This is a genomic window from Streptomyces sp. NPDC002795, assembly GCF_042888725.1.
Classification (GTDB): domain Bacteria; phylum Actinomycetota; class Actinomycetes; order Streptomycetales; family Streptomycetaceae; genus Streptomyces.
Genome location: NZ_JBIAQB010000010.1, coordinates 190,635 through 211,963 on the forward strand (window position 1 = coordinate 190,635; position 21,329 = coordinate 211,963).

Here is a 21,329-nt window from a genome sequence, read left to right on the forward strand (position 1 = left end):
GTCCGGCCCCCCATGGCTCTCACCCAGCACGACATCGACGCGGAGATCGCCGCCCATCGCGAGGCCTACTACAAGGGTCTAGCCGAGGGCGCGCCGGTCGAGCACCACCCGCGGCGCGACTACGCCCCATACCGTTCCTCCACCTTCCGGCACCCCAAGCAGCCGCCGATCAACATCGACGTCGCCAAGGACCCGGAGCTGATCGAGCTGACCGCTCCCGCGTTCGGCGAGCGCGACATCACGAGGATCGACAACGATCTGACGATCCAGCACCCGGGCAAGCCCATCGGCGAGCGCATCACCGTCGAGGGCCGGCTCGTCGACCGCGAGGGGCGGCCGCTGCGCGGTCAGCTGATCGAGCTGTGGCAGGCCAACTCGGCAGGACGCTACGCGCACAAGATCGAGGTGCACGACGCGCCGCTCGACCCGAACTTCACGGGTGTCGGCCGGACGCTCACCGACGGCGACGGCTGGTACAAGTTCACGACCGTCCAGCCGGGCCCGTACCCGTGGGCCCAGCACACCAACGCCTGGCGCCCCGCGCACATCCACTTCTCCGTCTTCGGCTCGGCGTTCACCCAGCGCCTGGTGACGCAGATGTACTTCCCGAACGACCCGCTGTTCCCGTACGACCCGATCCTCCAGTCGGTGACCGACGACGCGGCGCGCCGGCGGCTGATCGCCACGTACGTGCACGAGAAGTCGGTTCCGGAGTTCTCGATGGGCTACCAGTGGGACATCGTCCTCGACGGCCCGAACGCCACCTGGATGGAAGAAGGTCGCTGACCAGCCATGACGAAGATCGACATCAATAATCCCGAGTCCGTGCTGCCCACCCCTTCGCACACGGTCGGCCCCTGGTACGGCTACGCGCTGCCCTTCGAGGGCGGCGGTGACATCGCCCCGGTCGGCCACCCGGCCACGGTCGCCGTGCACGGCTACGTGTACGACGGCAACGGCGACCCCGTCCCCGACGCGTTCGTCGAGGTCTGGGGCGCTGACCCCGAGGGCAACGCCTCCACCGTCGACGGCTCGATGCGCCGCCAGCCGTTCACCGGCGGCTACCTGGGCCGCAACGGCGTGGAGTTCACCGGCTGGGGCCGCATCGAGACGGACGCCAACGGTCACTGGGCCGTACGCACGCTGCGCCCCGGCGCGCGGGGCGACTCGGCGCCGTACCTCGCCGTGGTGATCTTCTCCCGCGGCCTGCTCCACCACCTCTACACGCGGATCTACTTCGCCGGTGACGAGGCCCTGCCGTCCGACCCGGTGCTGGCGCAGGTCGACCCCGAGCGCCGCGACACGCTGATCGCACAGCCGCAGGCCGATGGCACGTACCGTTTCGACATCCGCCTTCAGGGCGAGGGCGAGACGGTCTTCCTGGAGTTCACGTGACGTTGTTCGACCCCGGCAGCGAGGGCGCGCCCACCGAGCGCACCACGTCCGAAGAGGCCTTCCTACAGGCGCTGTTGGACGCGGAGGCGGGCCTCACACGGGCGCAGTCCTCGCTCGGCCTCGCGCCCACCGCCGCCGGTGACGCCGTCACCGCGGTGGCCGACTCCGAGCGCTTCGACGTGCGGGACCTCGCGCGCCGCTCGCGCGGAGGCGGCAACCCGGTCATCCCGCTGGTCGCGGACCTCACGTCCGCGGTGCCCGCCGAGCATGCCCCCTACGTGCACCGGGGCGCGACGAGCCAGGACATCCTGGACTCGGCGCTGATGCTGGTGGCGGCGCGTTCGCTGGACGCGATCCTGGATGAACTCGTGGGTACGGAAGGCGTGTTGGCGCGGATCGCCGCCGCCCACCGTGACACGGTGATGCCCGGCCGTACGCTCACCCAGCACGCCGTGCCGACGACGTTCGGCCTCAAGGCCGCCGGCTGGCGTTCGCTGGTGCTCGACGCGCGGGACCGCCTGCGGGGCGTGCGCGCGGCGCTGCCGGTTCAACTGGGCGGTGCGGCGGGCACGTTGGCGGCGTTCGGGGCGTACGGGTCGGACGACCCGGTCGCCCTGGTGGCGGCGTACGCGCGTGAACTGGGGTTGACGGAGCCCGAGTTGCCGTGGCACGTGCTGCGTACCCCGGTGGCGGATCTGGCGGGGGCGCTGGCCTTCACGGCGGGTGCGCTCGGCAAGATCGCGGCGGATGTGCTGGTCCTCTCCCGTACGGAGATCGGCGAGCTGGCCGAGGGCGCGGGCGGCGGTTCCTCCGCGATGCCGCACAAGGCGAACCCGGTCCGCTCCACCCTCATCGCCGCCGCGGCCCGCCGCACCCCCGCGCTCGCCGCGACGCTGTACGCCTCGCTGCCCGCGGAGGACGAACGCCCCGCGGGCGCGTGGCACGCCGAATGGACCACGCTGCGGGAGCTGTTGCGGACGGTGGGCGGCGCGGCCCGGGACACCGCTGAACTGGTCGACGGCCTGACGGTCCGGGCGGACGTGATGCGCGCGCACCTGTCGACGACCGGCGGGGCGATCGTCTCGGAGCGGCTCTCGGCGGAGCTGGCCGGGGTGCTCGGGCGCGGCCCGGCGAAGGAACTTCTGGCGGGTGCGTCGCGGCGGGCGCGGGAGGAGGGCGTCTCCCTCGCGGACGTTCTCGCGGCGGAACCGGCCATCAAGGACGCCGACGTGAACGTTCCCGACCTGACCGATCCGTCGCGATACGTCGGCGCGGCGGGCGCGCTGGTGGACCGGGCGCTGACGCGCCAATGACATTCCCCCACCCCGCCCCTTCCCGAAATCCCTGCGGGCGCGTGGGTGGGGGTGGGGTGGGTGGGATCCGCCCCACTTGACCCGACGACACGCCACCCGGGGTTGCGCTTGCGCAGTTCCCCGCGCCCCTTCAGGGGCGCGGGGAACTGCGCGCCCAGCCACGTACGACCGACACCCGACGACGACAGACACCCCGCCAGCTCAAGTCGCCCCTCGACGACCCACCGGGAGCCCACCCATGACCGCACCCCGTCTCCATCACCACGAAGAGGGCTCGCCCACCGCGCCGCCGCTCGTCCTCGGGCCCTCCCTCGGGACGAGCCTCGCCCTGTGGGACGACGTCGCGCCCGAACTGTCCAGCGCCCACCGCGTCGTACGGTGGGACCTCCCCGGTCACGGCGGGTCGGACGCCGGCCTGATCGAACCCGGCGCCACCGTCGGAGACCTCGCCGACCTCGTCCTCGCGCTCGCCGACGACCTCGGCATCGACCGGTTCGCCTACGCGGGCGTCTCGCTCGGCGGCGCCGTCGGCCTGCACCTCGCCGCGCACCACCCGGAACGCCTCACCAGCCTCACCGTCATCTGCTCCTCCTCCCACTTCGGCGGCGCCAAGAACTGGGAGGAGCGGGCCGCTCTCGTCCGCAAGGAGGGCACCGGCCCCGTCGCCGAAACCGCGCCCTCCCGCTGGTTCACCCCCGGCTTCCGCGTGGAACGCCTCGTGCAGGACAACCGGGACGCCGACCCCGCGGGCTACGCCGCCTGCTGCGACGCCCTCGCCGCGTTCGACCTGAGGGACCGCCTCCCCGGCATCACCGTGCCCACCCTCCTGATCGCCGGCCGCGAGGACCCCGCCACACCCCCTGCCCACCTGCGCGAGATCGCCGACGCCGTACCGAACGCCGAACTGGCCGAGCTGGCCGGGGCCTCGCACCTCGCCCCCGCCGAACGGCCGGAGGCGGTCGTCGGGCTGCTGCGCACCCACCTCGGGCAGTCCGTGAAGCGCGGTATGGAGGTGCGCCGCGAGGTGCTCGGGGACACGCACGTCGACCGGGCGCAGGCTCGGCAGACGCCGTTCACGGCCCGGTTCCAGGACTTCATCTCGCGCTACGCGTGGGGCGAGATCTGGACCGACCCGACGCTGAGCCGCCGCGAGCGCAGCATGATCACGATGACCGCGCTGGTCGCCCACGGCCACCTCGACGAGTTCGGCATGCACGTCCGCGCCGCCCTGCGCAACGGTCTCACCCCGGACGAGATCGGGGCGGTGGTGCAGCAGTGCGCCGTGTACGTGGGCGTACCCGCCGCCAACTCCGCCTTCGGCGTCGCCCAGCGCGTACTCGCCGAGGAGGGCCTGGTCTGACGTAACCACGACAGTCGTACGTCCAGGGGGCCACACCACCCGCACTCCGTGGCCCCTAGCCTGGACGCATGTCCACCATCCTGATCACCGGTGCCACCTCCGGCCTCGGCCGGTACCTCGCCTTCGAGCTCGTCCGCAGCGGGCACACCGTGCTCGCCCACGGCCGGGACCGGAAACGTACGGACGAGTTGGTCCGCGAGCTGTGCGAAGGCGGGCGCGCCGAGGGGTTCGTCGCCGACCTCGCCTCCCTGGCGCAGGTCCGTGACCTCGGCGCCCGCGTCGCCGCCGCCCACCCGGAACTCGACGTCCTCGTCAACAACGCCGGCGTCGGCACCGGGGCTCCCGGCACGGGCCGCGAGCTGAGTGCCGACGGGCACGAGCTGCGGTTCGCCGTCGACCTGCTCGCCCCGGTCGCCCTCACCCGCACCCTGCTGCCCACGCTCCAGACCAACTCGCCCTCCCGCGTGGTGAATTGCGGCTCCCTCGGCCAGGCCCCGCTCGACTTCGACGACCTGGAGTTCACCAGCGACTACAGCGGCACCGAGGCGTACTGCCGCGCCAAGTTCGCCCTCGCCGCCCACACCTTCGCCCTCGCCCGCGAACTGTCCGGCACGGGCATCCACGTCAACGTCATCCACCCGGCGACGTACATGGACACGGCGATGGTCCGGGAGGCCGGGGTCGGCCCGCTGAACACCGTCGAGGACGGCGCGGCCGGCGTACTGGCCCTGGCCGTGGGCGAGTTGGGCGGTGAGGCAACCGCCGGGTTCTTCGACGGCGAGCAGCCGACGCTCGCGCACGCGGAGACGTACGACCGCGAGGTCCAGGACCGCCTCGACACCGAACTCGACCGGATCCTGAAGCCGTACGGGCTCTAGCGCAGCCCGCGCCCCGTCTCCAGCACCTCGCGGGCCCGCGCCGTCAGCGCCTCCGCCCCGCACGAACGGGCCAGCTGCAAGCCGCGGTTGAGTTCGGACAGCGACCGCGCGGCGATCCCGTACTCGACTCTCGCCCGAGCGTGTTCGTACGCGCAGGGAGACGCTTCGAGGTACGTGACGGCCTTCGCGTACAGGGTGAGCTGTTCCCGGCCCGTGGCCAGCGCGGCAGCGACCCGCAACGCCTCACCGATCGCGGTGTCCGTGCCGAAGCGCTCGGCCTGGACCCGGGCCTGGGCGGCGAGTTCGGCGGCGCGCCGCGGGTCGGTGTCGGCGAGGGCGAGGGCCAGGTCGCCGGCCCACGACGCGACGATGGTGTTGTGCCCGCCGCGGGCCAGGGCGACCTTGCCCCCGGTCTCCAGTTCGTTGATGCCCTCTTCGGTGCGGCCGACGGCGAGCAGCAGACGGCCGCGCACCGAGTGGGCGTCGGGCAGCAGGATCATCGACGGGTAGGGCGCGGCGAAGCCGTAGCGGTCGGCGACCCGGAGCGCTTCGTCGGGCTTGCCGCGGGCGAGCAGCGTGTCGATGAGCATGGCGGCGGCGTCCCAGTGCATGGGCAGTCCGTGGCCCACCCGGTCGGCCAGCCGCAGCGCCTCCCGCAGGAACGCTTCCGCGTCGTTGAGCCGGCCGCGCCTGCGGTGGACGTATCCGACGAAGGCGTGCGCGAGGGAGAGGTGTCCGCCGCTCCAGCCGGCGGTCTCGTAGGCCCGCATGCTCTCCGCGAACAGGCTCTCGGCGCGGTCGAGGCGGTCGGAGAAGAGGTACGACAGGCCGAGCGCGATCAGGATCTCGAAGCCCCACTCGGGGTCGGTCCAGCCGAGGCCAGGGGCGAGGCGTCCGTTGACCAGGGAGCGGTCGCAGTGTTCCGCGACCTCCTCGGCGTTCTCACCGCGGTTCATCATGTCGAAGGCGCGCAGGATCAGCAGGACGCGCTCGGGGTTGTCGCGCCCGGTGACCCGGCCGGCGAGTTCGGCAAGGCTGCGGGAACGGTCCTGCGGATCGTGCTCGCCGGCGTAGATGCACTCCCAGAAAAGACGGGTGGCCCGCAGGCGCAGCCGCTGGTGCCCCTCCTCCAGCCGGGCGGTCTCGGTGTCGATGGCGGCGAGCGCGTCGTCCAGCCGGTTGGTGTGGACGAGTGCCTGGGCGAGACGGCACACCGCGTCGACGCGGTGCTCGCCGAAGAGCCCGGGCTCGGAGTCGAGAGCGGAGCGCAGGTGCGCGACGGTCGTCGACGGCGAGGTGAGCAGCGTGGCGCAGCCCAGCTCGTACAGCACGTGCGGCCGCGTCTCGGGCAGCGGCGGTTCCTGGAGGGCGCGCTCCAGGCAGCGGCGGGCGGCGGCGGGGGCACCGACGGCGAGGTGCTCGCGGGCGGCGGCACGCAGCTGCTCGACGAGCTCGGGGTCGTCGTCCGGGTGCACTTCGAGGAGGTGCCGGGAGGCGGCGGCGGGGCCGTGCCCGGAGGCGGTGACCGCCCATGCGGCCTGGCCGTGCATGGCGGTGCGGGTGGCCGAAGGGATCGCGTCGTACACGGCGGAGGCGATCAGCGGGTGGACGAACTCCAGGGTGTCGGTGGCGCCGTACCCCGCTCCGGGGGACACGGTGTCGGTCAGGATGCGGGCGGTGCGCAGGTGCTCGGCGCAGCGGCCTGCCTGCTCGGGGTTCATGCCGGCGAGCAGCGCGGCGAGGCCCGGTTCGATGCGGGTGCCGAGGATGGCGGCGGCCCAGGCGAACCGGGTCGCGTCGGTGCCGAGCCCTTCGAGCCGGGTGACGAGGCCGCGACCGCGGGCGGACCGGTTGAGCGACCGCAGTTCGACGGCGGCCTTCTCGTCGGGCTGGAGCTCACTGTCCTGGACCTTGGCGAGCAACTCGACTGTCTCGTACGGGTTTCCGCCCGTGACGGCCCACACCTCGCGGCAGAACGGGTCGTCGGCGTGGGCGCCGAGCGTGGCGCGGGTCAGGCCCGCGGTGGCGTCGGGGGTGAGGGCGCTCAGCTGGGAGACGCCGGGGCGGGCGGCGGCGGTCACCGCGTCCAGGCAGGTGGCGGCGCGCTCGTCCGCGGCCTCGCGCTGCGCCACGACGACGATCACCGGCAGGTCGTCGAGCCGCTCGGCGAACGCGGCGAGCCACTCCAGGGTCTCCACGTCGGCCCAGTGCGCGTCGTCGATGAGCAGCACCAACGGCCAGTGCAGGCGGGCCAGTCGGGACGCGGCGGCCACGAGTCCGTCGCGCACGCCCTGCGGGTCGGCCTGCCGCCCGGTGGGCTCCGCGATGCCGAGGGCGGGGCCCGCGATGTCGTACCAGTCACCGAAGTATTCGCGGGCCTCGTCCTCGGAGAGCGCCATGAGGGCGGGCTGCAGGAGTTGGCGTACGACGTTGAAGGGGACGGACGTGACGGTCTCGCCGCCCCGGGCCGACCACACGGTGGCTCGGCCCGCCGCCATCTCGCGTACGCGGGAGAGCAGGGCGGTCTTGCCGATGCCCGCCTCTCCCTTGTAGACGATGAGGCTGCCCGAGGCCGCTGAGTCGCCGTGCAGTTCGTCGAGGGCGCGCGCCGCGACGTCCAGTTCGGACTCCCGCTCCCACAGATGCGAGCTGTCCCGCAGATGAGAGCCGGAGGGCGCGGCGTCGGCGTGCCGTCCCTGGGTCATCCCGCAGCCTCCCGTTGTCGTCCCGCGTCGGTCGCAGCCGATCACATGGGTTGATCGACGTACTGGTCACGAGAGTAGTCCGCGGGACCCTGCCTTCGTGGGGCGTCGCGGCAGCCGGTGACATTTGGCCGGAGATGGGACCCCGGTAACGATCCCGACGGCATGGGCGGACCCTCTCATCGCCTTTTCAGGCGGGCCTCATACTGTTCCGTCCATGACGTCGCAGACTCCCGCAGGCTGGTACCCCGACCCGGGGCAGATACCCAACGGCCCGCGCACCGAACGCTGGTGGGACGGCGCCCGCTGGACCGACAGCACCCGGCCCGCCACCGCCATCGCCACCTACCCGAACTACCCGGGACATCCCGGCCAGTTGCCGCCGAAGTCGCACGGCCGAGGGCGCATCGCGATCGCCGCGGGGATCGCGGTGGTGGTGCTCGCGGGGATCGGCACCGGTGTCTACGCGCTCACATCGGGCGGCGACGGCGGGAACGACAAGGCGGACTCCCGGTCGCAGGGACCGAAGGAGACGAACCCCGAAGGCCCCGGCGCCCCCGGCGGCGAAGGCGAGAGCCCGGCCCCCGAGGCGCCGCGGGCGCCGCTCGACAAGGGCTTCGCCACCGACGTCGGCAACGGTGTCGCGATCCCGGTCATCAAGGACTGGACCGGCACCGACGGCGCGGGCGCCGCCGGCATCACGGTCGGCCCGTACGCCTGCCCCAACTCGAAGGGCGACGTCTGTGTGAAGGGCGGCGCGTCCACCGCGTCGGCGGAGCGCCTCAAGCTCGACGCGAAGACGGCGAAGGCCGCCGCGAAGGAGGACATCGCCAAGAACGCGAAGTCGTCCTACGGCGGCAAGACCTACCAGGGGATCACGGGGCACGAGCAGCTGTTCGCGAAGGCGGTCACGGTCGCCGGGCAGAAGGGCTACCGGGTCCGCTGGAGCGTCGAGACGAAGTCGGGCGTCGACGCGTGGGTGGAGTCGGCCGCCTTCCCCTCGCCCGCCAACCCCGCCAAGCTCGTCGTGCTGCGCGCCGGCATCGACGTCCCGCACACCGCGGCGGACAAGGCGAAGGGCCCGGACGCCACGGCCATCGACAAGATCCTCAAGGGCATCAAGAAGGCCGCGGTCACCGGCGACGGCGACACGGGCAAGAATGTCTGAGCGCCACCGCGCCCTAAGCACACATGCGGCCGGGCGGGTCCCCCTCCGCTCAAGGAGGAACCCGCCCGGCCGGGGGTGCGCGCCGCCCCCGTCCCCACGGTGCGGCGCGGGCAGACCGCCGGTCGGTCATCCCTGCGACCGGCGGCCTCCCGTTCAGGTGGCCCGACCCTCCAGGGTCAGGCCCAGTCCAGGAACCAGCGCGCTCTCGACGAAGCGGACCAGATAGTCCGCGTCGGCCTCGCGCCCTTCCAGGATCGGTCGGCTGCGCATGACTCCGAAGAGCTGCGCGGCCAGGTAGGGCAGCGCGGGATGGTCCGCGGCGATCTCGCCGCGCGCCACCGCCCGCTCCACCATCGCGTCGATCGACGCGAGCTCCGGCTCGATCAGCGCCTCGCGCAGGGCGCCCTTCAGCTCGTCGTCCTGGAGGGCGGCGTGCCCGAGGGCCTGCACGAGCACGGTGTCCGGCTTGGCCCGCGACGCCGCGTTGCGCGCGGCGGTCACGAGGTCCCCGGCGAGCGTACCCGTGTCGCCCGTGAAGAACTTGGTGCAGCGTCCGGCCCGCAGCGCCGCGGCCACGAGCTGCGGCTTCGTCTTCCACTGCCGGTACAGCGTGGACTTGCTGCAACAGGCCTCCGCGGCGACGCCCTCCATGGTGAGGGCCCCGTATCCCTGCTCGCGCAGCTGGTCGAGGACCACGTCGAGGAACTCCTGGGCCCGCTCGGGGCTGATCTTCGAGCGGCGCGATGCGATGGGTGCGGCCTCGCTGGCCTCGGTGGCCTTCTCTCGCGTCGTCATGGCCCTCACTCCTCGTCGGCGGCAGTGTCGATGAGATCACACCGGCCTATCGATACGCCAGTGTACCGGTACGCCAACGTATCGGTACACTGGCGTATCGATGAACGGGAACACACGGGGCCCGGAGCGGCACACAGTCCGGCCACCCCTGATACGCGAGCTCTTGCTGGTCGTGGGACTTTTCCTCGTCTACAAGCTCGGGCGGCAGCTGGCCAACGGCCACACCGCCGAGGCCTTCCACAACGCCGACCGCGTGTGGAGCTTCGAGCGCGCCGTGCACCTGCCCGGCGAGGGCGCGGTGCAAGGCGCGCTGCTGAGCAGCGACACCCTGGTGCACATCGCGAACACCTATTACGCGTCCGTGCACTTCCCGGCCACGATCGCGCTGCTCGTCTTCCTGTACCTGCGACGCCCGCGCCACTACCTGTGGACGCGGCGCGTGCTCGCGGCGCTCACCGCGGCGGCGCTCGTGCTGCACCTGTCGTTCCCGCTGGCCCCGCCGCGGATGCTGCATGCCGCACACCTCGTCGACACGGCGCAGGTGTACGGCCCCTCGGTCTACGCCGCGAAGCCGGCGACGGACACCATGGCCAACCAGTTCGCCGCGATGCCCTCGCTGCACTTCGGCTGGGCCCTGATGGTCGCGATCGGCCTGGTCGCGGCGACGCGTTCCCGGTGGCGCCTGCTGTGGCTGCTGCACCCGCTGTTCACGCTGCTCGTGATCGTGGGCACCGCCAACCACTACTGGCTCGACACGATCGTGGCGACACTGCTGCTCGGCGCCGCGCTCGCGGTGATCCGGCTGCCGCGCACCATCGACGCGACCGGCTTCTGGCGTCACCTGTTCCCGGTGCCTGCCCCCACGACCGCGACCGCGCCGCACATCATCGACTCCCGGCGCACGCCGACACCGTGGACGCCGGCTCCGGCCACGTTCCGTACGCCGCCCGACGCACTCACGGCCGCCGATGTGCTCGCCGCGTCGACGCCGACACACATACCGGTCGAGCTGACCGCCACGCGCGGAGCGGCACGATGACCGCCACACTTCTCGCCGTCGCACTCTCCCTCGTCTCCGCCGTCGCCTACGCCGCCGCTGCCGTCGCCCAGGAACGGCTCGCCGCCACGTCCGGGGCGGGTGTGCTGCGGCTGCTCGGGACGGGGGCCTGGTGGTGGTCGGTCGGGCTCAACGCCGCTGCCGCGCTGCTGCACGTCGCCGCGCTCAAGTACGGGCCGCTCACCCTGGTCCAGCCGCTCGGCGCGCTCACCCTCGTCGCGGCGGTGCCGCTGGGGGCACGGGTCGCGGGGCGGCACGTCACGGCCGGCGAGTGGCGGGGCACGGCCCTCACGCTCGCGGGCCTGGGCGCGCTGCTCGTGACGGCGTCGGGCCCCGCCCCCGACGACACGCTCTCGCTGCCCGAGGCGCTCGGCGTGGCCGCGGTGACGGCAGCGCTCATCGGCGTGCTCTCGCGTCGCGGCGCGAAGCCGGGCCTGCGGCACGCCACCGCCTCCGGGGTCGCGTCGGGCGTCGCGTCCGCGCTCACGCAGACCGTGACGGTGGCGGTCACCGACCGCACGGGCCCGCTGCTCGACGTACGGGTGATCGCGGTGGCACTCCTGGTCGCGGCCTTCGCGGCGGGCGGCCTCCTGCTCTCGCAGACGGCCTACCGGGGCGGCCTCGGCGCACCCCTCGCGATGGTGACACTGACGAACCCGGTGGCGGCGTCGGTCATCGGCCTGATGCTGCTGGGCGAGCGCCTACAGGGCGGCGCGGCAGGCTGGGGCCTTGCCGCGGCGGGCGCGATCCTGGCAACGGGCGGCGTGATGCTGCTGACGCACACCAGTCAAGCCCCGCCGGCGTTTGAGGCGCGGGGTCCGGGGCAGAGCCCCGTGACCGCAACCCCGTAGAGGCTCAGCCAAACCCGCGGGAGTCCTGCTTCAACGCCGTATCCACGGTAAGAGCCGTCGCCACGACAAGGCTCAACAACGGCTCCGGCAACTGATAGTGCATCTGCAGCACATAGTTGTCCGCGGTCGTGAACATCGTCTTGGCGAGCCCCTCCCACGTCTTCGTGATGCGGGCGACCTCGTTGTCCGCGTGGTCGACGATCGCGAAGTTCCAGGCCCGCCAGTTCTCCGCCTTTATCGCGCCGACCTGCTGCCCGTTCACGTTCATCGCGAAGTTGATCTTCCCGATGGCGTTCTGCTGGACGATCTCACCGACCGGCGAGCCGTCGGGGCGTTCGACGACGACCCGTGACTTGATGAACTTGGCCGGCCGCGTGAGCACCATCTGCGGCTGCCCGTACGCGTCACGGATCTCCAGCCGGTGCGTCATGAACTGGTCGACGCTGGCGACGAAGCGCAGCGCCTTCTTCATGGCGCTCTGGCCGACCTGGACGACGGAGCCCAGCTGGTTGCCGTGCTGATCCATGACGCTGTACTCGTTCGTCAGCTCGATCAGCTTGGCCTTCTGGTTCACCACGAGGACCGGCTCGGTGAACAGCGTGCCACCGCCCTGCCCGGCCCCGGCGACTCCCGCCTGCTGCTGCACCTGCCGCTGCACCCCGGCGGCCTGCGCCTGCTGCGGCGCCGGGGCCTGCGTCTGCGCGGCGTGCGTGTGCTCGGTCCACTGGGCGCCGTCCCACCACCGCAGGGTCTGGGGCACTCCCTGGGGGTCCGGGTACCAACCTGCAGGGGTGTTCGAATGCGTCGTCACCGGGGCACACTATCGCGCCATACCGGGCATGAATCCAGCCCTCAGCGCACGCCCTCCCACAGCTCCCGCTCGGCCGCCCGCGGGTCGGCCTCGACGCGGCAGACGCCCGCGTCGAACACCATGGTCGCCCTCTCCCCCGCCGGGTCGTACGCGGCCCAGCCCGGGTCCCCGGACGCGGCGAACGCGACCCACGCGCCGTGCATCGCACGGGCCAGGTCCGCCGGGGCGTCCTCGCCCGCGAGCGCCGCGTAGTCCGGGTCGTCGACGTGGTCGAAGACGAAGCCGAGCTCCAGGGCGTGGCAGGCGCCGAGCTCGCCGCCGAACTGCGGGGACCGCCAGGCGAACTCGTAGACGTGCGAGCCCGGCACGGACTCGGCGAGCCGCACGGCCGGGATCCGCCAGAACCAGTCGGTGACGATCGCGTCGAGGAGTTCGCCGGGACTCGCGCCCGGCCGGCTCGCCTCGTACCCCGCGAGGTCGGCGCCGAAGGCCTCGGCTCCGCGCTTCACCCGCCCTTCGCTGATGCTGGCGAAGCGCCCGGTCGGCACCATGTAGAGCCGGTTCTCCTCGCGGTTGCTGCCGACGAGGATGTCCACGCCCAGGTCGGGACCCGGCAGTGTGCGCTCGTCCGCGACCGGCTCGAAGACCATCCCGTTCAGCGCCGCGTCGCCCCACACCGCCGGGTCGGGCCGCTGGCGGAACTCGTCCGACAACGCGCCCTGCGCCGCGACCAGTTCCGGCAGCGGCACCGCCGCGAACGCCTCCGCGGTGTGCGGCACGCCGAGCCGCTCCGCCATCCGCTCCCCGATACGGCGCGCGGTGTCGGGGCGTACGAAGTGGTGACAGGCCCCGCTCTGCAGGATGGCGCGCCGGAACAGGCCGCGGGCGCGCGGCTCGACGAGCAGCCGGCCGATGGCCACCCCGCCCGCCGACTCCCCGAACACGGTCACCCGGTCCGGGTCCCCGCCGAACGCCGCGATGTTGTCGCGCACCCATTCCAGCGCGGCGATCATGTCGAGCAGCCCGCGGTTGTCGGGCGCTCCCGGCAGGTGCAGGAATCCGTCCACCCCGAGGCGGTAGTTGACGCCGACGAAGACGACGCCGTCGCGCGCGAAGGCGTCGCCGCGGTAGCCGGAGGAGTTCGCGGAACCGTTGGAGAAGGACCCGCCGTGCAGCCACACCATGACGGGGAGGCCGGCGCCGGGGCCCGGCTCCCGGGTCCAGATGTTCAGGTTGAGGCAGTCGGGCCCGTCCTGGCTGGTCTCGGGGATGAGCGCGTCGAACGGCGGGGCGTACGGGGCCTTGGGCGCGGTCGGCCCGTACCGCGTGGCGTCGCGCTCCCCGGTCCACGGCTCGGCGGGCGCGGGCGCGGCGAAGCGGCGCGGGCCGAACGGGTCGGCGGCGTACGGCACTCCGAGGAAGGCGGCGATGCCGCCCTCGGTGCGGCCGCGCAGGGTTCCCTGCCTGGTGACTGCGATGGCGTCGGTCATACGGTGGGGCTCCCTCTGCACGGTGTCCTGCGGTCGGCCACTCATCTCGTACCCCGCCGTGCACCGGCCGTAAAGATCATCGGCGAGTCGTGTCAGCCACACTCCGCGCCGCCGAGGGCGCGTTCGCCGTCCTCGCCGTCCGCGGACACGGGCCCGAGGGGGTCGCCCGCGAGCCACTGGGCGACGGCGCGGCCGATGGGCTGCCCCGTCTCGATCTCGATGAAGCCGAACTGGCCGGACTGGTTGCACTCCAGGAACCACCAGATGCCGTCGGCGTCCTCGGCGAAGTCGAACGCCCCGTAAGCGAGTTGGGCGCGGGTCAGATAGGTCAGCACCGCGTCCGCGACGCTCCGGGGCACGGATATCGGGCGCCAGGGGCCCGCGGCGGCGTCGAAGCGTACGTCGTCCACGGTCGCCTCCTCGCCGTGCCGCGCGTCGTCGGCGTCCGGCGAACTCGCCGCGCGCGCCGCGAACAGCCGGTCGCCCACGCAGGTCAGGCGGATGTCCGCGGCCCTGCGCACCCGGCGCTGCAACAGCGTCGGTCCGTTCGCGACGTCCTGGTAGTCCTCGCCGGGGCGCACGCGCGTGGTCGGTACGGCGAGCCCGGCGTCGTCGGGGTGCTTGCCGGAGACCGGCTTCACGATCAGGTCGGGGTGGCGCACGGCGAACTCACGGGCGGCGCGCGGGAATGTGGTGATCAGCGTGGGAGGCACCGGGAGGCCGCAGGCGCGTGCCAGCCATAACTGCCACGGCTTGTGGCGGGCCTGGCGGGCGGAGTCGGGGTGGTTCATCCAGCGCGCCTCGGTGCACCGCAGCATCCCGTAGAGGGACTGCGATGACTCCTCGGTGAGCCAGGGCGACGCGGCTTCCGCGTGGGCGGCGGGCACACCTGGGCGGCGCACCCAGATCGAGCGCAGACCGCCCATGCTGACGACCCGGCCACCGACCGAGAGATGGCCGTGGAACGCGCCGTGCGCGAACTCGCCGGACACACCGACGCCGCCGGGCAGTTCGGCGGGGTCGAGCCGCAGGACGGGGATTCCATTGGCGTTCAATTCGACGACGGCCATGTCGGCCGTCACATCCTGCTCACTCGTCAGGATCAGCACGGTCATTTCCGCAGGGCCGTTCAGTCGTCGAAATGGGTTTTCGAACCCGCGGTGGAGGTGGTGGCCGCGAACTCCCGCAACACTGCGTAGTCGCGCGCCGCCACTGCGCCGTCGGCCAGTACGTTCAACTGCAGTGTCGCGTCGTACATATACGGCGCCCTGACCTCTGCCTCTCGCGTGGGGCGGGCATAGTTCAGTGCGAACGGTCGCATGAGCTCTCCTAGTTGGGGGTGCGCCAAGTCAAGCGCATGGTGACTCTCCGGCGTCATACCTCCAGCGTATTTCTCGGTCTCATTTTGGGTAAGACGCGTCACACCCCCGGGGAGTTCATTCCGACACGCTGCGTGATGACACAACGTCAGCCAGGTAATGACCGGGCATTGCAGGGGGCTTTGTGGTCACTCCACCTATACGGCGCCTTTACAACCCTTTACATCTCCGAGCGCGGACGTACGGCGACAATCCGCCACCCTGTCCGAACACCCCCTGCGCGCCCCGGCCATGGGGCAGGGTGACCTTCATGACCCGGCACAAGAAGCGGCACAAAAGACGCTCCGCACTGACCCTCGCCGCCGCCCTGGGCGCCCTGACGCTCGGCACGACCACGGCGTCCGCCGCGCCCACATGGACCGAGACCGGCACCGCGCACGTGAACTCACTGACGGGCAGCCAGGGCCTGGCGTCCCGCGCGGACGGGACGCTCCTGTTCCGCGGCCTCGGCTCGGTCCCGCTGCCCCTGCGCGTCGCGGGCTGGACGCACGTGGGCGACCCGGACGTGGCGGGCGGCCACACCTTCGACGCGTACCAGGGCCGCGACAGCGCGACGAAGAAGATGTTCGCGGTGACCACCCCGGCCGGGAAGCGCACCACCTACGAACACGCCCTCGACCCGGGCGAATTGCTCAACAACTCGTTCGCGTCCGTGTCACCCGACGAGCAGTGGCTGGTGTCCGGCGAATGGGGCACGCGGGAGCACCTCCAGGTCTTCCCCACGCCGGTCCTCAACGCCGCCGCGCCCGGCCCCGGCGCCAACCTCCCCCAGGCCGGCCAGATATCGCTCGACAAGCCGGTCACGAACATCCAGGGCTGCGACTTCACCGACGCCACCCATCTGCTCTGCTCGTCCGACGCCGCGACCAAGGAGGTCCTCGACATCACCCTCGCCCGCCCCCTGGACGGCAAACCGGTCACCGGCAACGTGACCACCGCCTTCACGATCCCGCAACGCAGCGTCTGCAAGGGCACGTTCGAGTCCGAGGGCATCGACTACGACGCGACGCGGGGCACCCTGCGCGTCGAGATGGTTCCGCCGGCTCCGTGCCTGGTGACGACGGCTGTGATCGCCTACGCGCGAGTGGCTGCGGCAAACCGTTCGTGAACAGGCGCTTCTCGCGGTTGGCGTCAGGATCATGACAGACACGATCAAGACCGCGGCCCCACCCGTCCCTGTCCGCATCCGCCCATCGACCTCCCCGAGGCCAAGGTCGCACAGCTGGTTCTAGGGCCTGTCAGGACTAGCGGGGCAACCCCAACTCGCCCGCACGCAGCCCGGCCTGGAAGCGGGAGTCGGCCTCGAGCTCGGCCATCAGCTCGGCCACACGTCGCCGGTAGGTGCGCAGTGAGAGGCCGAGCCGTTTGGCCGCCGATGCGTCGGTGAGGCCTGAAGCGAGGGCTTTGAGAATCATGCGACCGTCGGCATCGAGGTGCGGGACGTCGCTGCGCAGATAGGTCTCGAGATCGACGGCGGCGTCCCAGGTCGCCCGGAACAGCGAGTGAACTCCGTCGACCAGGATCTGGGAGTTCGTCACGGTGTACTCGCGGCCAGTGGGGGTCTCCTGGCCGGCAAGGATCATCACCCGCCGGTCGATGAGGATCGTCTCGTGCGGCAGCGGCGAACGGCTGATCCGCACGAGAGCGCCCTTGCTGCGCACCAGCCGCAGATGCGCGCGGGCCTCCTCGTCGGCGAGTGCCACAGGGCTGAGCAGCTTCCGAGGGGTGAAGCCGGCGGGATGCGCAGCGCGCATCCGATTCCGGACCGCGGCCCTGGTGCCCGGTTTCGACCATGTCTTGAGGTCCCGTGCGGCGCACAGGAACTCGGTCCGCGCGGACTCGAAGAGATGACCTGCGCGCGCGATCAACTCCGCGTCTCCTCGCACTGAGAACACCTCTTCGTTCCGCATCCCGCCAGTCTGGCAGCAAGCTGCCACGAGCTCGCTGGGCTTCGTGGCGGCGGACACCATGACCGTCATGACGACCAAGACTTTCTCCCTCGGCGGAGAGCTGACGATCAACCGGCTCGGCTTCGGCGCGATGCGCCTGGCGATGGGCACCTTCGCCGGTCCCGCGCGAGATCCCGAGACGGGCATCGCGGTGCTCCGCCGGGCTGTGGAGCTGGGCGTGAACCACATCGACACGGCCGGCTTCTACGGCAGGGACGCGGTGTGGGCCAACGAGCTGATCCGTACGGCGTTGGCCCCCTACCGTGACGACCTGGTGATCGCGACGAAGGTGGGGCCTTTGCCCGGACCGAACGGTGTGCCGAGCGGGCAGGCGACGGCTGATCAGCTGCGCGGCCTGGTCGAGGCGGATCTGCGCTCTCTGGGTCTCGACCGGCTCGACCTGGTCTATCTGCGGGTCGGCGGGGTGACCGGGCCGGGTGACGAGTCGATCGCCGAACGGTTCGCGGTCCTGGCCGACCTCCGCGCGCAGGGGCTGATCCGACACCTGGGCGTCAGTAACGTCGACCGCGCTCAGCTCGCCGAGGCCCGGGCGATCGCGCCTGTCGCGGCGGTCCAGAACCAGCACAGCGGTGACTCGGCCCTGCTGGCGGAAAGCGAGGAAGCGGGCATCGCGTTTGTGCCGTACTTCCCGCTCGGCGGCGGAGTCGGCAGCGGCCCGCTCGACGCCGAACGGCTCGGCAAGGTCGCGGCACGCCTGGGCGCGACCACGGCGCAGGTCGCGATCGCCTCGCTGCTGGCGACCTCGCCGACGGTGCTGGCGATTCCGGGCACCGGCTCTCTGGAGCATCTGGAGGAGAACCTCGCGGCAAACGATCTCAGCCTCAGTGACGCGGACCTGACTGACCTGCGAGGCTAACGGGTCGGCTTCGCTTGAAGAGTTCGCGAAACGCCGCCTCGGAGCCCGAACTGCCCGGCCCTCGCCCACCCGACTCATCGACGCGTTCGCCCTATCCAGCAGAGCCGAATCGCCCACTTGTAGTGTAATGTGCCATTCCTTTTAGATGCCTTATGAGACTTACGGGACACACCACCCCACCTTTGGGAGATCTGGATGTCCCCGCACCGCCACAGAATGCGCCTCGTCACCCCCGTCCTCATCGGCTGCGCCATGGCGATCACGACGCCCACCGCGGCACAAGCCCTCGATCAGACCCACACGACTCAAGCGGGCGCGATCAGCCGCTCCCCCGGCGACGTGACACTCACAGGCGGGGACTTCGGGACCGTCGAGGTCGGCGAAAGCGGGACCACGACTCTCACCCTGACGAACAACGGCACCGCGGTGGACGGCTTCGACGGCATCCCCCTCACCCTGCCCCCCGGCGTAACCCGGACCGGGGGAACCTGCGATCTCGATGCCGCGCTGCTCCCTGGGGAGTCCTGCACGATCGAGCTGACCTGGACGCCGACAACAGAGGGCCACTTCGCCGGTACCGTCTCGTTGACCGCGGACGAGGACGGAGTCACCTACCCGGTGTCGAGCCAGGTCAGTGGCGACACCCCCGCCGACCCGACACCGTCACCGTCACCGTCCGACACTGCCACCGCGAGCCCCAGCCCCTCGGGGAGCAGCACCCCGGGCCCCACCGCAACCCCGGAACCCTCACAGACGACCTCAACAGGGGAGCCCCCTCACCTGGCCGAGACCGGATCCGACAAGACACGGACAGGAGTTCTTCTCGGACTGGGCGCAGCGATCCTCGTCGGGTTCGGCGCGGTACTCACCCGACTCGGCCACACTCGACGCAGGAACCACCACTCCTGACGGTGTGTCCGTGTCGTCACGAGGGCCCGCGGAGCCGACGAGACGCCGGCCGGCAGCGGTCCGGCACCACCAGCAGGTGTGCTGGACCTTGCGTTGCTTGCCGGCCGCGTCGAATGTCTCGACTCCGTCAAACCGCGTGTGAGCTGGGGCTTTTCGAGGTTAGCGTCAGGATCATGACAGACACGATCAAGACCGCGGCCCCACCCGCACACCCCCTCCGCCAACTCCTCGCCGCCTCCGTCGGCAACGCCGTCGAGTGGTACGACTGGTACGCGTACACCTTCCTGGCGACGTACATCGCCGACCAGGTCTTTCCGAAGAGTGCCGACAACTCGCTCGTTCCGCTGCTCTCCACCTTCGCGGTGTTCGCGGTCGGCTTCTTCATGCGGCCCGTGGGCGGGTTGTTGATGGGGGCCGTCGCCGACCGGCGCGGGCGGCGGGCCGCGTTGACGGTGACGATTCTGCTGATGGGCGGGAGCAGCCTGCTGGTCGGGCTCACGCCTACCTACGCGTCCGTGGGGGTGCTCGCGCCCGTCGTTCTGGTGCTCGCCCGGCTGCTCCAAGGGCTGTCCGTGGGCGGGGAGTTCGCGGCGTCGACGACGTTTCTCGTGGAGTCGGCGGGGCCGGGGCGGCGCGGACTCTTCTCGTCGTTCCAGTATGTGTCCACGTCCATCGGGCAGTTGATCGCGTCCGGTGTCGCCGCGATGCTCGTCGCCACGCTCGCCGAGGGGCAGATGGACGGCTGGGGGTGGCGGGTGCCGTTCCTCGCGGGGGCGGTGCTCAGCCTTGTCGGGTTCTGGATCCGGCAGGGGGCGCAGGAGACGCGGAGCGAGGTGCACGAGCGGCCGGGGCTCTTCGACGCGCTGCGCCAGTACCCGCGCCAGTCGCTGCTGATCTGCGGCATCACGGCCGGCGGCACGCTCGCGTACTACACGTGGACCTCGTACCTGCCGACGTACGCGGAGCTGAACACGGACATCGACAAGTCACAGGCGCTGACCGCGGGGACGATCTCGCTGGCGTTCTTCGCGCTGCTGCAGCCGGTCGGCGGGATGCTCTCCGACCGCTTCGGCCGCAAGCCGTTGCTGTTGTTCTTCGGGCTCGGATTCGCGCTGCTGAGCGTGCCGTTGCTGCACTCGCTGACGGGTTCGTTCGCCTCGCTGCTGTTCGCGCAGTGCGCCGGCATGGTGCTGCTCACCGGCTTCACCTCGATCTCGGCGGCGGTCAACGCGGAGGTGTTCCCGGCGCGGGTGCGGGCGGCCGGGATCGGGTTCCCCTACTCGCTGACGGTGGCGCTGTTCGGCGGCACGGCGCCGTACATGGGCACGCTGTTCAAGGACCTCGGGCACAGTGGCTTCTTCCCGTGGTACGTCGCCGTGCTGTGCCTCGTGTCCTCGGTGGTGTATCTGCGGCTCCCGGAGAGCGCGCACCGGGAGCTCGACCGCTGAGAGCGCTCAGCCCGCGGCCGCGCTCTGCCGCTCCTCCGGGTCCGGCACCGGGGCCGCGCCCGTGCGCATCATCACGCAGTCGAACTCGATCACCCGGCCGGTGTGCTTCTCGCGGGTCACCGGGTACATGCCGGTGACCTCGAACCCGCTGCCCTCGTACTCGGCGAGGGCCTCTTCCATGCGCGGGCTGTCCGCGTAGAGCCGCAGGAGCGCGACCTCCGACTGCAGGCCCACGAGATCGTCGACGCGCTTCCCCGCCCCGGCGAAGACCTCCAGGTCATAGCCCTGCGTGTCCATCTTGAGGTAGGGGCGGGGGTCCCGGATGCCGGCGAGGGCCTGGTCCATGAGGCCGTCGAGGCGGCAGACCTGGATCTCCTCCGTCTGGCCCTTCGTGAACCGCTTGTACGCCGCGTTCCCGTAGTCGCTCGGGGACAGCAGCGAGTTCATGGTGTTCCACTCGACGTGCATGGGGCGGAGCTCGTCCGTACGGCCAAGACCGCACGGGAAGATGTGCCAGTCGGGGTCGCCCTCCGCCCGCTTCTGCAGTTTCTCCAGGAAGCGCGGAACGGGTTCGAACGATACAATGCGGCCTTTGTATCCGAACTGCCTGAGACGCTTTCCGTACTGTCCGACGTTGGCACCCACGTCGAATACGCAGTTCACTCCGTAGTAGTCGAGCATCTCGGCGACGTGGCGGCTGCAGAGATAGTCGGACGCCGCCTTCTGGAAGTCCCGCTCCGGCATGTCCGACTTCCCCTGGTCCACGACGAGATGGACGCCGCCGCCGAAGTCGGTACTGGTCCACTTTCCATTCCGTCGGTGCACGAGGACCGTCGCTCCAGGAGCGAGGTCGATCACCTGGGCCCCGGTCCGAGCGAGGCCGTTCAGCAGTGTCCGGTACAGAGAAGCCATGGCCGACACCGTCGCAGACATGGCCCGGAACCCTG

At 71.5% G+C, this 21,329-nt stretch carries 20 protein-coding genes; 12 read left to right on the top strand and 8 right to left on the bottom strand.

Translation table 11 applies throughout. The annotated features are described in order from the left end of the window. The first annotated feature begins 12 nt into the window (after positions 1–12). The 5 genes from pcaH to ACFYWS_RS29150 all read left to right on the top strand — a co-directional run bounded on the left by pcaH (position 13) and on the right by ACFYWS_RS29150 (position 4,946). The gene (gene pcaH, locus ACFYWS_RS29130; protein WP_389281337.1) at positions 13–786 is read left to right on the top strand and encodes a protocatechuate 3,4-dioxygenase subunit beta; all 774 of its coding nucleotides are present in this window, start codon (positions 13–15) and stop codon (positions 784–786) included. A 6-nt stretch (positions 787–792) separates the two neighbouring features. Continuing rightward, the gene (gene pcaG / locus ACFYWS_RS29135; RefSeq protein WP_389281338.1) at positions 793–1,395 is read left to right on the top strand and encodes a protocatechuate 3,4-dioxygenase subunit alpha; all 603 of its coding nucleotides are present in this window, start codon (positions 793–795) and stop codon (positions 1,393–1,395) included. Continuing rightward, on the top strand, positions 1,392–2,708 hold the full coding sequence (gene pcaB, locus ACFYWS_RS29140) for a 3-carboxy-cis,cis-muconate cycloisomerase (protein WP_389281339.1): 1,317 nt from the start codon (positions 1,392–1,394) through the stop codon (positions 2,706–2,708). Before pcaG ends, pcaB begins: the two co-directional genes overlap by 4 nt. 238 nt (positions 2,709–2,946) lie before the next feature. After that, complete coding sequence (gene pcaD, locus ACFYWS_RS29145) at positions 2,947–4,068, top strand: 3-oxoadipate enol-lactonase (RefSeq protein WP_389281341.1); 1,122 nt, start codon at positions 2,947–2,949, stop codon at positions 4,066–4,068. Positions 4,069–4,136: 68 nt separating this feature from the next. Beyond that, positions 4,137–4,946, top strand: coding sequence for an SDR family NAD(P)-dependent oxidoreductase (locus ACFYWS_RS29150; protein ID WP_389281343.1), 810 nt, complete (start codon positions 4,137–4,139; stop codon positions 4,944–4,946). Here the strand turns inward: ACFYWS_RS29150 and ACFYWS_RS29155 are convergent. Continuing rightward, on the bottom strand, positions 4,943–7,651 hold the full coding sequence (locus tag ACFYWS_RS29155; RefSeq protein WP_389281344.1) for an ATP-binding protein: 2,709 nt from the start codon (positions 7,649–7,651) through the stop codon (positions 4,943–4,945). The genes ACFYWS_RS29150 and ACFYWS_RS29155 overlap by 4 nt on opposite strands. A 214-nt stretch (positions 7,652–7,865) precedes the next feature. Here ACFYWS_RS29155 and ACFYWS_RS29160 point away from each other — a divergent pair, with 214 nt between their 5' ends. Further along, positions 7,866–8,816, top strand: coding sequence for a DUF2510 domain-containing protein (locus ACFYWS_RS29160; protein ID WP_389281345.1), 951 nt, complete (start codon positions 7,866–7,868; stop codon positions 8,814–8,816). Positions 8,817–8,969: 153 nt separating this feature from the next. Here ACFYWS_RS29160 and ACFYWS_RS29165 read toward each other — a convergent pair whose 3' ends face one another. Then, positions 8,970–9,611, bottom strand: coding sequence for a TetR/AcrR family transcriptional regulator (locus ACFYWS_RS29165; protein WP_389281347.1), 642 nt, complete (start codon positions 9,609–9,611; stop codon positions 8,970–8,972). Between the two features lie 100 nt (positions 9,612–9,711). On the opposite strand from ACFYWS_RS29165, the gene ACFYWS_RS29170 reads away from it, so the two are divergent. Both ACFYWS_RS29170 and ACFYWS_RS29175 read left to right on the top strand, forming a co-directional pair. Then, the gene (locus ACFYWS_RS29170; protein WP_389281348.1) at positions 9,712–10,650 is read left to right on the top strand and encodes a phosphatase PAP2 family protein; all 939 of its coding nucleotides are present in this window, start codon (positions 9,712–9,714) and stop codon (positions 10,648–10,650) included. Then, positions 10,647–11,519 (top strand): DMT family transporter, encoded by an 873-nt coding sequence (locus ACFYWS_RS29175; RefSeq protein WP_389281349.1) that lies wholly within the window; start codon positions 10,647–10,649, stop codon positions 11,517–11,519. The genes ACFYWS_RS29170 and ACFYWS_RS29175 overlap by 4 nt, the downstream gene beginning before the upstream one ends. 4 nt (positions 11,520–11,523) lie before the next feature. On the opposite strand, the gene ACFYWS_RS29180 is transcribed toward ACFYWS_RS29175, so the two are convergent. The 4 genes from ACFYWS_RS29180 to tgmA form a co-directional block, all read right to left on the bottom strand. Next, positions 11,524–12,330: a phospholipid scramblase-related protein gene (locus ACFYWS_RS29180; protein ID WP_389281350.1), complete on the bottom strand. Its 807-nt coding sequence runs from the start codon at positions 12,328–12,330 to the stop codon at positions 11,524–11,526. 41 nt (positions 12,331–12,371) lie between these two features. Continuing rightward, positions 12,372–13,820, bottom strand: coding sequence for a carboxylesterase/lipase family protein (locus ACFYWS_RS29185; RefSeq protein ID WP_389281352.1), 1,449 nt, complete (start codon positions 13,818–13,820; stop codon positions 12,372–12,374). Positions 13,821–13,912: 92 nt separating this feature from the next. After that, positions 13,913–14,935, bottom strand: coding sequence for an ATP-grasp ribosomal peptide maturase (gene tgmB / locus ACFYWS_RS29190; RefSeq protein WP_389281353.1), 1,023 nt, complete (start codon positions 14,933–14,935; stop codon positions 13,913–13,915). A 14-nt stretch (positions 14,936–14,949) separates the two neighbouring features. After that, entirely contained in the window at positions 14,950–15,141 is a 192-nt protein-coding gene (gene tgmA / locus ACFYWS_RS29195) for a putative ATP-grasp-modified RiPP (RefSeq protein ID WP_266715696.1), read from the bottom strand. Positions 15,142–15,449: 308 nt separating this feature from the next. Between tgmA and ACFYWS_RS29200 the strand changes: the two genes are divergently transcribed. Then, a complete protein-coding gene (locus tag ACFYWS_RS29200; RefSeq protein WP_389281355.1) occupies positions 15,450–16,307 on the top strand; it encodes a hypothetical protein in 858 nt (285 codons plus the stop codon). A gap of 136 nt (positions 16,308–16,443) precedes the next feature. Here the strand turns inward: ACFYWS_RS29200 and ACFYWS_RS29205 are convergent, their stop codons facing one another. Then, positions 16,444–17,109, bottom strand: coding sequence for a DNA-binding response regulator (locus ACFYWS_RS29205; protein ID WP_389281572.1), 666 nt, complete (start codon positions 17,107–17,109; stop codon positions 16,444–16,446). A gap of 67 nt (positions 17,110–17,176) precedes the next feature. Here ACFYWS_RS29205 and ACFYWS_RS29210 point away from each other — a divergent pair, with 67 nt between their 5' ends. From ACFYWS_RS29210 to ACFYWS_RS29220, 3 genes are all read left to right on the top strand, one after another. Beyond that, positions 17,177–18,025: an oxidoreductase gene (locus ACFYWS_RS29210; RefSeq protein ID WP_389281357.1), complete on the top strand. Its 849-nt coding sequence runs from the start codon at positions 17,177–17,179 to the stop codon at positions 18,023–18,025. A 195-nt stretch (positions 18,026–18,220) separates the two neighbouring features. Further along, the gene (locus tag ACFYWS_RS29215) at positions 18,221–18,934 is read left to right on the top strand and encodes a choice-of-anchor D domain-containing protein (RefSeq protein ID WP_389281359.1); all 714 of its coding nucleotides are present in this window, start codon (positions 18,221–18,223) and stop codon (positions 18,932–18,934) included. 173 nt (positions 18,935–19,107) lie between these two features. After that, positions 19,108–20,382 (top strand): MFS transporter, encoded by a 1,275-nt coding sequence (locus ACFYWS_RS29220; protein ID WP_389281360.1) that lies wholly within the window; start codon positions 19,108–19,110, stop codon positions 20,380–20,382. Between the two features lie 6 nt (positions 20,383–20,388). Here the strand turns inward: ACFYWS_RS29220 and ACFYWS_RS29225 are convergent, their stop codons facing one another. Next, positions 20,389–21,294: an FkbM family methyltransferase gene (locus ACFYWS_RS29225; protein WP_389281362.1), complete on the bottom strand. Its 906-nt coding sequence runs from the start codon at positions 21,292–21,294 to the stop codon at positions 20,389–20,391. Positions 21,295–21,329: the final 35 nt, after the last annotated feature.

What these genes read in the sequence shown, in the direction of transcription:
- ACFYWS_RS29160 (WP_389281345.1), top strand. Translation starts at nt 7,866, where the DNA reads ATGACGTCGCAGACTCCCGCAGGCTGGTACCCCGACCCGGGGCAGATA.
- ACFYWS_RS29170 (WP_389281348.1), top strand. Translation starts at nt 9,712, where the DNA reads ATGAACGGGAACACACGGGGCCCGGAGCGGCACACAGTCCGGCCACCC.
- ACFYWS_RS29165 (WP_389281347.1), bottom strand. Translation starts at nt 9,611, where the DNA reads ATGACGACGCGAGAGAAGGCCACCGAGGCCAGCGAGGCCGCACCCATC.
- ACFYWS_RS29220 (WP_389281360.1), top strand. Translation starts at nt 19,108, where the DNA reads ATGACAGACACGATCAAGACCGCGGCCCCACCCGCACACCCCCTCCGC.
- ACFYWS_RS29155 (WP_389281344.1), bottom strand. Translation starts at nt 7,651, where the DNA reads ATGACCCAGGGACGGCACGCCGACGCCGCGCCCTCCGGCTCTCATCTG.
- ACFYWS_RS29150 (WP_389281343.1), top strand. Translation starts at nt 4,137, where the DNA reads ATGTCCACCATCCTGATCACCGGTGCCACCTCCGGCCTCGGCCGGTAC.
- ACFYWS_RS29175 (WP_389281349.1), top strand. Translation starts at nt 10,647, where the DNA reads ATGACCGCCACACTTCTCGCCGTCGCACTCTCCCTCGTCTCCGCCGTC.
- tgmA (WP_266715696.1), bottom strand. Translation starts at nt 15,141, where the DNA reads ATGCGACCGTTCGCACTGAACTATGCCCGCCCCACGCGAGAGGCAGAG.
- ACFYWS_RS29225 (WP_389281362.1), bottom strand. Translation starts at nt 21,294, where the DNA reads ATGGCTTCTCTGTACCGGACACTGCTGAACGGCCTCGCTCGGACCGGG.
- ACFYWS_RS29205 (WP_389281572.1), bottom strand. Translation starts at nt 17,109, where the DNA reads ATGCGGAACGAAGAGGTGTTCTCAGTGCGAGGAGACGCGGAGTTGATC.
- pcaH (WP_389281337.1), top strand. Translation starts at nt 13, where the DNA reads ATGGCTCTCACCCAGCACGACATCGACGCGGAGATCGCCGCCCATCGC.
- ACFYWS_RS29200 (WP_389281355.1), top strand. Translation starts at nt 15,450, where the DNA reads ATGACCCGGCACAAGAAGCGGCACAAAAGACGCTCCGCACTGACCCTC.
- ACFYWS_RS29210 (WP_389281357.1), top strand. Translation starts at nt 17,177, where the DNA reads ATGACGACCAAGACTTTCTCCCTCGGCGGAGAGCTGACGATCAACCGG.
- ACFYWS_RS29185 (WP_389281352.1), bottom strand. Translation starts at nt 13,820, where the DNA reads ATGACCGACGCCATCGCAGTCACCAGGCAGGGAACCCTGCGCGGCCGC.
- pcaG (WP_389281338.1), top strand. Translation starts at nt 793, where the DNA reads ATGACGAAGATCGACATCAATAATCCCGAGTCCGTGCTGCCCACCCCT.
- ACFYWS_RS29215 (WP_389281359.1), top strand. Translation starts at nt 18,221, where the DNA reads ATGTCCCCGCACCGCCACAGAATGCGCCTCGTCACCCCCGTCCTCATC.
- pcaD (WP_389281341.1), top strand. Translation starts at nt 2,947, where the DNA reads ATGACCGCACCCCGTCTCCATCACCACGAAGAGGGCTCGCCCACCGCG.
- tgmB (WP_389281353.1), bottom strand. Translation starts at nt 14,935, where the DNA reads ATGACCGTGCTGATCCTGACGAGTGAGCAGGATGTGACGGCCGACATG.